The organism is Rhodoferax sp. RT4P68, assembly GCF_056521305.1.
Window position 1 is genome coordinate 51,155 of record NZ_JBWMBB010000008.1, and the last position, 10,988, is coordinate 62,142.

The 10,988-nt window shown below is 70.8% G+C and carries 10 protein-coding genes; 7 read left to right on the forward strand and 3 right to left on the reverse strand.

Going from position 1 to position 10,988, the window contains the following annotated elements:
- The first annotated feature begins 261 nt into the window (after positions 1-261).
- From AC099J_RS17815 to AC099J_RS17845, 7 genes are all read left to right on the forward strand, one after another.
- Positions 262-1,320 carry an SAM-dependent methyltransferase gene (locus tag AC099J_RS17815; RefSeq protein WP_479616618.1) on the forward strand — a complete coding sequence of 353 codons (1,059 nt, stop codon included), beginning with the start codon at positions 262-264 and terminating at the stop codon, positions 1,318-1,320.
- Positions 1,317-2,129, forward strand: coding sequence for a DUF1295 domain-containing protein (locus AC099J_RS17820; protein WP_479616619.1), 813 nt, complete (start codon positions 1,317-1,319; stop codon positions 2,127-2,129). Before AC099J_RS17815 ends, AC099J_RS17820 begins: the two co-directional genes overlap by 4 nt.
- 66 nt (positions 2,130-2,195) lie before the next feature.
- Positions 2,196-2,615 carry a DUF2177 family protein gene (locus tag AC099J_RS17825; protein WP_479616620.1) on the forward strand — a complete coding sequence of 140 codons (420 nt, stop codon included), beginning with the start codon at positions 2,196-2,198 and terminating at the stop codon, positions 2,613-2,615.
- A 35-nt stretch (positions 2,616-2,650) separates the two neighbouring features.
- Complete coding sequence (locus tag AC099J_RS17830; protein ID WP_479616621.1) at positions 2,651-4,051, forward strand: NAD(P)/FAD-dependent oxidoreductase; 1,401 nt, start codon at positions 2,651-2,653, stop codon at positions 4,049-4,051.
- Positions 4,052-4,064: 13 nt separating this feature from the next.
- Positions 4,065-4,868 carry a DUF1365 domain-containing protein gene (locus AC099J_RS17835; RefSeq protein WP_479616622.1) on the forward strand — a complete coding sequence of 268 codons (804 nt, stop codon included), beginning with the start codon at positions 4,065-4,067 and terminating at the stop codon, positions 4,866-4,868.
- Positions 4,865-6,118, forward strand: a complete 1,254-nt coding sequence (locus AC099J_RS17840) for a class I SAM-dependent methyltransferase (RefSeq protein ID WP_479616623.1) — start codon at positions 4,865-4,867, stop codon at positions 6,116-6,118. Before AC099J_RS17835 ends, AC099J_RS17840 begins: the two co-directional genes overlap by 4 nt.
- A gap of 92 nt (positions 6,119-6,210) precedes the next feature.
- Complete coding sequence (locus tag AC099J_RS17845; protein WP_479616624.1) at positions 6,211-7,383, forward strand: fatty acid desaturase family protein; 1,173 nt, start codon at positions 6,211-6,213, stop codon at positions 7,381-7,383.
- Here AC099J_RS17845 and AC099J_RS17850 read toward each other — a convergent pair.
- Genes AC099J_RS17850 through AC099J_RS17860 form a run of 3 tightly spaced genes read right to left on the reverse strand, consistent with a single transcriptional unit; the run spans position 7,368 to position 10,806 of the window.
- Positions 7,368-9,524 carry a caspase family protein gene (locus AC099J_RS17850; protein WP_479616625.1) on the reverse strand — a complete coding sequence of 719 codons (2,157 nt, stop codon included), beginning with the start codon at positions 9,522-9,524 and terminating at the stop codon, positions 7,368-7,370. The two genes, AC099J_RS17845 and AC099J_RS17850, sit on opposite strands and share 16 nt — an antisense overlap.
- 9 nt (positions 9,525-9,533) lie before the next feature.
- Positions 9,534-10,091, reverse strand: coding sequence for a hypothetical protein (locus AC099J_RS17855; RefSeq protein ID WP_479616626.1), 558 nt, complete (start codon positions 10,089-10,091; stop codon positions 9,534-9,536).
- Between the two features lie 4 nt (positions 10,092-10,095).
- Positions 10,096-10,806 carry a zinc metalloprotease gene (locus tag AC099J_RS17860; protein ID WP_479616627.1) on the reverse strand — a complete coding sequence of 237 codons (711 nt, stop codon included), beginning with the start codon at positions 10,804-10,806 and terminating at the stop codon, positions 10,096-10,098.
- Positions 10,807-10,988: the final 182 nt, after the last annotated feature.

The window sequence follows — 10,988 nt, forward strand, 5'->3', positions numbered from 1 at the left end:
TGGATGGTTGTCTGTGATGGATAGATGTCATGTGACACCGGTACTGGTACGCCCGCCGGGTGCCGCCGGATTCATAAATCCCGCGCTCGCCAGGGTTTGGATGGCCGGTCGCATCGTGCTGTAGGCTGGCGGCGCGCCCGCTTGCAGGCGGATCACTTTTTTTCGTGATGGCCCACAATTTCTGAATCCAAGCGCGCGCGCCTCGCGTACACCTGCGAGCCGCCCCGATTGCGCCGTGACAAGAACCGAGGAAATCGCTGCATGTCTGCTGCCGCTGCCCGTGCCATCCATTGGGTCGAACAAGGCCTGGTCCCTGACCGTGTCGTGCGTGTCGGCATCCGCCGCTTGCTCAAGGAACGCCTGCACGAGATGCATGGCGAGGACACCGAGGCCCAGGCCGAGCTCACGCGCCACTTCGTCACCGCCATGGCTGAGGCTGATCTGGCCCCGCTGCCCGACAAGGCCAACGAGCAGCACTACGAGCTACCGCCCGCCTTCTTCGCGGCGGTGCTGGGGCCGCACCGCAAGTACAGCAGCTGCTATTGGCCCGACGGCATCACCAGCCTGCAGGACGCCGAAGCCGGCGCGCTGGCGCTGACCTGCGAGCGCGCCGGCCTGGCCGACGGCCAGCAGGTGCTGGAACTGGGCTGCGGCTGGGGCTCGCTCTCGTTGTGGATGGCCGAGCGCTACCCGGCCAGCCGCATCACCGCGCTGTCGAACTCGCACGCCCAGCGCGGCTTCATCGAGGCCGAGGCCCGCGCGCGCGGCCTGGCCAACCTGCAGGTGATCACGCACGACGTCAACACCTTCGACACCGAGGCGCGTTTCGACCGCGTGGTCTCCGTCGAGATGTTCGAACACCTGCGCAACTGGCCGCGTGCGTTTGCCAACGTGGCGCGCTGGCTGCGGCCGCAGGGGCGCTTTTTCATGCACGTGTTCGCCACGCGCGGCGCGCCCTATGCATTCGAGGAGCGCGACGCCAGCGACTGGATGAGCCGGCACTTCTTCTCCGGCGGCATGATGCCCAGCGACGATCTGCCCCTGTGGTGCCAGGACGACCTGCGCGTGCTGCGCCGCTGGCGCTGGGACGGCCGGCACTACCAGCGCACGGCCGAGGCCTGGTTGGCCAACATGGACGCCGCCCGCGATGCGCTATGGCCCGTGATGGAGGCCACCTACGGGGGCGACGCCGGCCTGTGGTGGTCGCGCTGGCGGCTGTTCTTCCTCTCGGTGTCCGAGCTGTTCGGCCATGCCGATGGCCAGCAATGGTGGGTCAGCCACACGCTGTTCGAACCCCGTCAGGCGGGGCCGGCGCGTTGACCGGGGCGATCGGCCTGTCGCCCTGGGGCGTGGCCGCAGCGGGCCTGGCCACCACCGCCACGCTGGCGCTGCTGACCTGGGCCGTGAGCCTGGCGCGCCGCGACGTCAGCCTGGTCGACCGCGTGTGGTCGCTGATGATCGTGGCCGCCGGCCTCGTCTACGCGGCGCTGCTGCCGGCGCAGGCGGGCTGGCGCGGTGCGGCCATGCTGGCGGTGGCCGGCGTGTGGGCGCTGCGCTTGTCGGCCTACATCAGCTGGCGCAACTGGGGCCACGGCGAAGACCGCCGCTACCAGGTGATCCGCGCGCGCAACCAGCCGCATTTCGGGTGGAAGAGCCTGTACCTGGTGTTCGCGCTGCAGGCGGTGCTGGCCTGGGTCGTCGCCACACCGTTCCTGGCGGCGCTGCAGGGCACGAAGCCGGCCGGCTGGCTGGATGTCGCAGGCCTGGCGCTGGCCGTGTTCGGCGTGGTGTTCGAGGCCGTGGGCGACTGGCAAATGGCGCGCTTCAAGGCCGACCCGACGCACCGTGGCCAGGTGATGGACCGCGGCCTGTGGCGCTTCACCCGGCACCCCAACTACTTCGGCGAGGCCTGTGTCTGGTGGGGTCTGTGGCTGATGGCCCTGTCGGCCGGCGGCTGGGGCGGGGTGGCCGCCGTCGTCTCGCCGCTGCTGATGACCGTGCTGCTGCTGAAAGTCTCGGGCGTGCGCCTGCTGGAGCAGGACCTGCGCGAGCGCAGCCCCGGCTATCGCGACTACATTGCGCGCACCAACGCATTTGTGCCCGGCCCGCCGCGCGCGGGTGGCCGGTAGGCCGCCACCCGCAAGCCCGTCGCCCATCCACTGGTTGCCCACTTTTTTCCACTTCGAGCCTGCCCCATGTCCATTCGCCAGTTCTTCGTCGCCTACGGCAGCGCCGCCCTGATCTTTCTTGCGCTCGACGCGGTCTGGCTCACCACCATGGCCGAGCGTCTGTACCGCCCGGCCATCGGGCATCTGATGATGGACAAGCCCTCCTTCGGGCCGGCGATCGTGTTCTATGCGATGTACCTGGTCGGCGTGGTGGTGTTCGCGGTGGGGCCGGCCCTGGCCAGCCAGCGCTGGCAGACCGCGCTGGGCCTGGGCGCGTTGCTGGGCCTGATCTGCTATGCCACCTACGACCTGACCAACCAGGCCACGCTGCGTGACTGGCCGCTGCGCGTGACGCTGATCGACCTGGCCTGGGGCACGTTTGTCACGGCTGCGGCGGCCTGGGCGGGCTGGCGCGGGGCGATGGCGTTCGGCGGTGGTGGGCGCTGAATCCGGGCGCCGGCATCGTGCGTAACGTCAGCACCATGCGCTTCCCACCCCACAGCGGCGCCGGTTCCGGCGCGTCCCCGCAGCTGCACACGCAGGCGCCATCGCAGTCGCAGTCGCAGCAGTCATCACACCCGCAGTCGATCGCGGTCGTCGGCAGCGGCATCGCGGGCCTGTCGGCCGCCTGGCTGCTGGCCCAGCGCCACAGCGTCACGCTGTTCGAGGCCGACGCCCGGCCCGGCGGCCACAGCAACACCGTGCAGGTGGCCACGCCGCAAGGCAAGGTGGCGGTGGACACGGGGTTCATCGTCTACAACGAGTCGGCCTATCCGAACCTCACGGCCCTGTTCTCCTACCTGGGCGTGGTGACCCAGCCATCGGACATGTCGTTCGCCGTCTGCCTGGACGGGGGCGCGCTGGAATATGCGGGCACCGACCTGCGCGGCGTGTTCGCCCAGCCGCGCAACCTCGTCAGCCCGCGCTTTTGGTCGATGCTGCGCGACCTGCTGCGGTTCTACCGCCAGGCGCCCGGCCATGCGGCCACCCTGGGCCTGATGCCGCTGGACGCATACCTGGACTTGCATGGCTATGGCCGCGCTTTCCGCGAAGACCACCTGTACCCCATGGCGGCGGCCATCTGGTCCACGCCGGCTGCGCAGGTCGGCCAGTACCCCACGGCCGCCTTCGTGCGTTTTTGCGAGAACCACCAGCTGCTGCAGCTGGCCGATCGGCCGCGCTGGCGCACGGTGAGTGGCGGCAGCCGGCGCTATGTGGAGCGCTTGACGCAGGCGTTGGGCAGCGGCCTGCGCCTGGCCAGCGCTGCGGTGCGGGTGGAGCGCAGTGCCGAGGGCGTGCGCGTGCACACGGCCGCCGGTGCCCAGTCGTTCGACCAGGTCGTGCTGGCCACGCATGCCGACCAGGCGCTGCGTCTGCTGCCGGACGCCAGCGCGGCCGAGCAACAGGTGCTGGGCGCCTTTCGCTACAGCCAAAACCGCGCCGTGTTGCACAGCGACCCGCAGCTCATGCCGCAGCGCCGGTCGGTCTGGTGCAGCTGGAACTACGCCGGCGACCGCCAGCGCCGCGCGCCACCCTGCGTCACCTACTGGATGAACCGGCTGCAGGGCATCGACGACCGCATGCCGATGTTCCTGACGCTGAACCCGACCGTCCATCCACGGCCCGAGCACGTGCTGCACACCGAGCACTACGAACACCCGCTGTTCGACGCCGCCGCCATCGGCGCGCAGGGCGATCTGTGGTCGCTGCAGGGTGTGCGCCGCACCTGGTTCTGCGGTGCGTACTTCGGCGCCGGCTTCCACGAGGACGGACTGCAGGCCGGCCTGGCCGTGGCCGAGGCACTGGGCGGCGTGCGCCGGCCGTGGACGGTGGCCAACGAGTCGGGCCGCATCCGGTTGCCGGCTGCGCGGGTGCATGGCTGAGATGCCGTCCCAGATGCCCCGCGACGCGCCCGCCGACGGCAGCCTGTACACCGGCCGTGTCACGCACCAGCGCCTGCGGCCCATGCGCCACCGGCTGGGCTACCGCATGTTCTCGCTGCTGCTGGATCTGGACCAGCTGCCGGCGCTGGCGGCGCGGCTGCGGCTGTTCTCGCTGGATGGCTTCAACCTGTTCAGCCTGCACCAGCGCGACTACGGTGCCGGCCACGGCGGCCTGCGCGCGCATGTGGAGGCCCAGCTGCATTCCGCCGGCTTCGCACCAGGTGGCCGCGTGCTGCTGCTGGCCATGCCGCGCATCCTGGGCTATGCCTTCAACCCGCTCAGCGTCTATTTCTGCCACGCGCCGGGCGGGGCGCTGCAGGCCATCCTGTACGAAGTCAACAACACCTTCGGCGAGCGCCACAGCTACCTGATCGCGGTCGACCCGGTGCAGCAGCTGGGTGGGCGGGTGGAGCAGCAGTGCCACAAGCAGCTGCATGTCTCGCCCTTTCTGGATCTGGACATGCGCTACACCTTCCGCGTGGCGCCGCCCCACGAGGGCGCCGATCTGTCGATCAGCATCGACGCGGCCGACGCGCAGGGCCCGGTGCTGGTGGCGCACTACGCCGCCGCCGGTCGCCCATTGAGCGACGCGGCGCTGGCGCGCGTGTTCGTCACGCACCCGCTGTTGACGCTGAAAGTCATCCTGGCCATCCACTGGCAGGCGCTGCGGCTGTGGGCCAAGGGCGCGCGCCTGCGCCGCCAGCCCGCCGCGCCCGCCCAACCGATCACCATCGTTCGCACTTCCGACCCTCTATGACCACCTCACCCGCCTCGCCCCCGACCCCGGAGCTGCAACCCGTCGTGCTGCCGGGCTGGTCGCGCCGCCCGTTCTGGCGCTTGTTGGAACGGCTGTTGCGGGGCGTGCGCCGCGGCGCCATCCGCGTGCAGTTGCCCGGTGGCCACTGGGTGGAGGGCCGCGGCGCGGAGCCCGGCCCGCACGCGACCGTCATGCTGCACCGCTGGCGGCCGCTGGCCCGGCTGCTGGTGGCAGGCGACATCGGCCTGGCCCGGTCCTACCGCGACGGCGATTGGGCCACCCCCGACCTCACGGCGCTGCTGGCCTTCGGCATCGCCAACGAGGCGGCCTGGGACGGCGCGCTCGACGCCCGTGGCCCGGCCCACTGGCTGCACCGGCTGGCGCACCTGGCGCGTGACAACACGCGGCGCAACAGCCGGCAGAACATCGCCTTCCACTACGACCTGGGCAACGCGTTCTACGCGCAGTGGCTGGACGCCAGCATGCTGTATTCGAGTGCGCTCTATTCGCCCGACGCCCAGACGCTGGAAGAGGCCCAGGCCGCCAAGCTGGCCCGTGTGCTGGAGCTGCTGCAGATCGCGCCCGGCCAGTCGGTGCTGGAGATCGGCTGCGGCTGGGGCGCGCTGGCGGTGGCGCTGGCGGGCGCCGGCACGCAAGTGACAGGGCTCACGCTGTCGGCCGCGCAGCTGGCGCATGCGCAGGTGCGCGTGGCCGAGGCGGGCCTTTCGCCGCAGGTGGACTTGCGGCTGCAGGATTACCGCGACGTGCAGGGCCGGTTCGACCGCATCGTCTCCATCGAGATGCTGGAGGCCGTGGGCGAGCGCCACTGGCCCTCGTACTTCGACACGCTGCGCGCGCGGCTGGCGCCGGGCGGCGTGGCCGTGGTGCAGGTCATCACGATCGCCGACGCGTACTTCCCGCGCTACCGGCAAAGCGCCGACTTCATCCAGCGCTTCATCTTCCCGGGCGGCATGCTGCCCTCGCCGCGCGTGATGCAGCAGCAGGCCGAACGGGCCGGGCTGTCGATTGAGCTGGCCGAGAGCTTCGGCCCGAGCTACGCCAGGACGCTGGTCGCCTGGCGCTCGCGCTTCCTGGCGGCATGGCCGCAGATTGCGCCGCTGGGCTTTGACGACGCCTTTCGCCGCTTGTGGGAGTACTACCTCAGCTACTGCGAGGCCGGCTTCGACGCCGGCCGGGTGGACGTGCAGCTGTACCGGCTGACGCATCTGCCAGGGACCGCGCCGAACTAGCGGGGTTTTCGCCGGTTGTTCGGCGCATGGTGGGCAGCGGCTTGTTGGCCTAATGACAACTTGTTACAGCCAACAACATCCAGGAACCAGCCATGCGACCGACTGCTGCGCCGCTCAGCGCCACCTTGCCGCCGATCTCACGCGGCCAGCTGATCCGCGAACTCTCGGTGTTCGCCACGCCGCGCGACCGCAGCGGCCTGCTGATGCTGGTGCGTGACTACGCCATCTACTGGGGCCTGTGGGCGGCCGTGCTGTTCGCCCCCGCGCTGGGCTGGAAGGTGCTGGCCAGCGTGCTGATCGGCGTGCGGCTGACCTCCATGTACACGCTCGCGCATGACGCATCGCACCGCACGCTGTGCGCCAGCGCGCGGCTGAACTGGGTGATCGCGCTGCTGCTGGGCGTGCCCTCGGTGCAGAACTACCGCATGTGGACGCACGACCACAACCATGTGCACCACCCGCGCACCAACGGCGACCATTTCGACTTCTACCGCCCGTTCTCCAAAGCCGAGTACGACGCGCTGCCGGCCTTCGACCGCTTTCTGGAGCGGCTGTACCGCGCGCCCAACGTCGTCGGCCTGTTCCTGTACTGGGCGTTCCGCTGGATCCCCACGCGCGTGTGGCCCAACCCGCGCACGCCGGTGGAGCAGCGTGGGCTGTCGATGCGCTACTCGGCCCTTTTGGTTGCCTTCCACGCTGGCATGGTGGGCTTCCTGGCGCTGGTGGCGCCCAGCGTCGCACCGGTGTCGGCCGCCACCGCCGTGGTGCTGGGCTGGGCCGTGCCACTGGCGGTGCATTTCCTCATCAGCAGCGCCTCGCTGTATTTGATGCACACGCACCCCAACATTCCGTGGTTCAAGGGCGACATCGTGCGCAGCGGCGACTACGCGCCCGAGCTGTGCTCCACCGTGTTCATTACGCCGGATTGGTTCAGCAAGATGGTCAACAACGTCTATTGCCACGCCGCCCACCATGCGCACCACGGCATTCCCAGCTACATGCTGCTGCCGGCGCAACAGCGCATGAACGAGCTGCTGGGCAACCGGCTGGTGGTGGAGCGTTTGACGTTGTCGGGTGTGCTGCGCACGCTGCGCAGCTGCAAGCTCTACGACTACGAGCGGCACCAGTGGCTGGATTTCGATGGGCAGCCGACGGCGCAGCCGATCAATCTGTCGGCGCGCAACGCAACGCCGCAGGCGGTGGCGGCCGCGCAGGGGGAGCGGGCGGTCGTGGACGCCGTCTGGCAGCCTCAGCTGCCGGCCTGAGCGACGGGCACCAGCGCCGGCCGGCACAGCCCCAGCAATTCCTCCACGCTCAGAGGCCCCAGGCCTTCGCCCATGCCTTCGGGACGTGGCGACGCGGCCAGCACCGTGAAGTGCCCGCCGGGCATGGCCACCTCGAACACCTGCCGCAGCCAGTCGGCCAGGGCCTGCAGCGCGCTGGCGTGCGGGCTGTCGGGCTGCAGGCGCAGGCAGTGGCGCAGCAGGCTGTCGGCCAGCTCCACGCTTTCCGCGAAGAACGGCAGGCCCCGCTCGCGCAGCGACAACAGCGCCTGGACGATCGACTGCGTCGGGTCGTCCTCGCCGAAGGGCTGCGGCTCGCCGCGCGCCACGGCCTGGCGCAGGGCTTCGGCCCACAGCACGGCGCCATCCGGCAGCCAGGGGAACCAGGTCATCAGGTTGCGCGGCCATTCCTGCACGCGGGCCAGCGCCGCACCCTGGGCCAGCAGCAGCATGCCGGCGGTGGCGGCGGTCTCACCGTTGATCTTGTCGCGGGCCGCACGCTGCAGACGCGCCGGGTCGGCCAGCGCGGCGGCCTGGCGCAGGCTGCCCAACTCGGCCTGGCGCGTCAGCTCCCACAGGTAGGCGTAGTGCGGGTTGTGCTCCGAGGGGCCGAGCCGGGCGTCCAGCTTCTGGATCAGCATGGGCGACTGCGCATCCAGCGCGCCGAAGGTCAGCGTCAGGCGGATCGGCACCTGCCCATGCGCGTCGGTCGGCAGCGCCACGGCCAGGCGTTCGCGCTGCACGTGCGCGGCCCCCTCGAACACCAGCAGCACACCATGCGACATGGCGGCCAGCAGCAGGTCGACCTGCACCAGCGTGCTCTCGGCATTGCGCTGCACCTCGCGCAGTTCCACATTCAGCGGGCTGCCGTCGGCCAGCGACAGCAGCGACGCACCGTAGACCCAGGGGTGGGTGGCATGTTCGTGGCCGAAGATGGCGTGCGCGGCGCCGAAGTCTGCGCGCAGGGCGGACAGCGCCACCGGCGTGCGGAAGGTCAGCGCCGGGTCGAAGCGCGGGTCAGCCTGCAGCACCGGCGGGACCACCGGCACGCTGGGCGCGCTGCGGGTGGCGCGGCGCGTGCCGGGCGACGCGGCGGGCGGTGACGGATGCGTTGGCGGTGCGGTGGGGCGTGCGCCACGCGATCGCCGGGGCGGCGGGCCTGGCATGGCGGGTGGCTGGGGCGTGGCGAATTCGGTCACCACCAGACCGTACTGGCCCCCCACGCTCTGGCGCGCAGTCTGCTCCAGCGGCGTGCCTGAAGCCTGCAGCAAGAGCGCGTTCACGCGGGGCAGTACGTAGTCCACCAGTTCGAGAAACGTGACCTGCGCATCGTCGCTGCCGGCGCGGCCGGTCAGCGCCTCCAGCAACGCCTGGCCGAAGAAGGTGCGCTCTTCGCCCGGCAACTGGTAGGCCACGGCGTTGGGCGATGTAGCGGCCAGGCTGGCGGCCGTGCGGGGTGCGGGCCACTCGGCCGGGTTGGCCTCGAACAGCGGCTGCGCCTTGGCGCCTTTGGAGGCCAGCGGCGTGAACTCGTTCTGGCAGGCGTCCAGCAGGGCCAGGTGCTCAGCCACGGGGTGCGACTCCATCCAGTCGCGCAGGTCGCGCGTGCCGAAGCAGTTCTGCAGGCGCGGCGCACCGGCGTCGCTGTTCAGGTAGTCCGAGGGCAGCAGGATGGGGTTGCGGTTGGACTGCACGCCATGCCCGCTGAAGAAGAACAGCGTGCGGCTCTGCGCGTGGGCCGGCGCCTCGTGCGGCACCTGGCCGGCCCAGGCCTGCAGTGCCTGGTGCATGCCCAGGTAGTCGGGCACGCCGTAGTGCGTGAGGCCGCGCGCGTGCAGCGCGGCGCGCTCCTCGGTGCTGGGCGAGAGCAGCAGCTGGCACCAGACCACCGGCAGCGCCTGCCGCAAATAGTCGCGGCGCAGCCAGTCGAACACGGCCGCCGCCGTGCTGGCCGAGCAGAACAGCTGGCCCAGGCCCAGCGTGTCGTCGGCCGGCGCCTCGCCGCCGGCCAGGTGCGGGTAGGCGCTGACGCCGATCACGACGGCATACAGCCCGGGCATGCCGCGCGTCCATTGCGGGTCGCGCCACAGGCCGGGCTTGCCGGCAACGGGTTCCAGGGGCATGGCGTTCTCCTATCCGAGTCGGGGGGGCAGGGGAGGCGGGCCGGTCAGCGCAGCGGGCGCGGGGCGGCCGGTGGCGGTGGCCCAGGCTTGTGGCGTGCACAGGCGCAAGGGGCATTCGGCCAGGCCGCCTTCTGCACGCAGCTGCAAGAGCAGATCGCGGCCCTGGCCGTCTGCGGCCAGGGTGAGGGGGTGGGCCTGGCTGTCGGCATCGACCAGACCGCTGATCTGAAAGCCCGGCGGCAACGTGAGGGAGGCGGCGTGGCCGGTGGCGGGCTCGCGCACGGCGAGGGCTGCCTGGGGGGCGGCTGTGGCTACGGCTGCGGTGTCGGTGTCGGTGTCGGTGTCGGCGACATCGTCCAGCCAGGCGCCGATCCACAGCGCCTCGCCGGGGGCGCATGGCGCCAGCAGCCGGTCGCCGTCACGGTGCAGCGGCGCGGCGCCCCAGCTGCGCAAGGTGGTGCCGGTGCGCCAGTGGCCGATGCCGATGCGCTGCAGCCGCACGCGCAGGCCGGCAAACGCCAGCACGTCGCCGCGCAGCTCCCAGCCCGGCATGGCAGTGGCCGGCAAATGCTCAGCCGTAGAGCTTGGCGATCGTGGCCGTGTCGCCGGCCGACAGCTTCCACGAGGGCATGAAGCTGCTGCCGTCCAGCGTCCAGTGCTTGGGCACGGTGTAGATCATCACGGAGGCCTTGTCGAAATCGGTCGTCACCACCTTGGAGGCCTCGAAGCGGGCGAACACGTTGTGGTCGATGGTGGCCTGGTCCCAGAAGTTCGGGTCGCCGCTGAGGTCGGCGTTGACGGCGGCCTTGTCCCACTGCACGCGGGCGCCCGGGTGGTTGTGCTCGTGCAGCAGGCCCAGCGCGTGGCCGAATTCGTGGATGACGACGCTGGAGAAATCTTTCTCCGCCGTCTCCAGGTTGGCCCAGCCCAAGTTCATGGTCGGGTCGGCCGGGCGGATGGTGCGGCAGTCGGTGCCCACATACGACCACGAGCCGGACCGGGTGTCGAAGTTGATGCGCAGGTCAGCCGCCTCGCCCGCCTTGGCGGCCACCATCTGCAGCTTCACGCCCGGCACCAGCCAGGACTGCGCGGCCTTCAGCACGCGTTCGTGCAGCGCGGGCGGCCCCTGCAGGAAGCGCACCTTCAACACCGTGCCCTTGGGCCACAGCTTGTCCTTGGCGGCCACGCCCATCGACACGACCTGCGTGGGGCTGCCCACCACGCGCGCGCCACCGTCCACGTCGACAGTGGTGCAGATCCATTGCTTGCGTTCTTCGGTCATGGGGGCCTCCTTGGGGTGTGGGGTGTGGCGGAAGTATCGGCCGTGGGGCCAGGGTCGTCCACCGTGCCGCGCCTGGCTGTCCCCCTTCTTGCGGATGCTTTGCAGAGGCATCGGCGGGCTCAGCAGGACGGTGCGAATCACCCTGCGCGCCGACGCGGGCTGCGTGCGTGGCGCGCTGACGT

Excerpts from the sequence above, each read along its gene's own strand:
- AC099J_RS17850 (WP_479616625.1), bottom strand. The coding sequence starts at position 9,524 with ATGCCCCTGGAACCCGTTGCCGGCAAGCCCGGCCTGTGGCGCGACCCG.
- AC099J_RS17825 (WP_479616620.1), top strand. The coding sequence starts at position 2,196 with ATGTCCATTCGCCAGTTCTTCGTCGCCTACGGCAGCGCCGCCCTGATC.
- AC099J_RS17845 (WP_479616624.1), top strand. The coding sequence starts at position 6,211 with ATGCGACCGACTGCTGCGCCGCTCAGCGCCACCTTGCCGCCGATCTCA.
- AC099J_RS17840 (WP_479616623.1), top strand. The coding sequence starts at position 4,865 with ATGACCACCTCACCCGCCTCGCCCCCGACCCCGGAGCTGCAACCCGTC.
- AC099J_RS17815 (WP_479616618.1), top strand. The coding sequence starts at position 262 with ATGTCTGCTGCCGCTGCCCGTGCCATCCATTGGGTCGAACAAGGCCTG.
- AC099J_RS17860 (WP_479616627.1), bottom strand. The coding sequence starts at position 10,806 with ATGACCGAAGAACGCAAGCAATGGATCTGCACCACTGTCGACGTGGAC.
- AC099J_RS17835 (WP_479616622.1), top strand. The coding sequence starts at position 4,065 with ATGCCCCGCGACGCGCCCGCCGACGGCAGCCTGTACACCGGCCGTGTC.
- AC099J_RS17830 (WP_479616621.1), top strand. The coding sequence starts at position 2,651 with ATGCGCTTCCCACCCCACAGCGGCGCCGGTTCCGGCGCGTCCCCGCAG.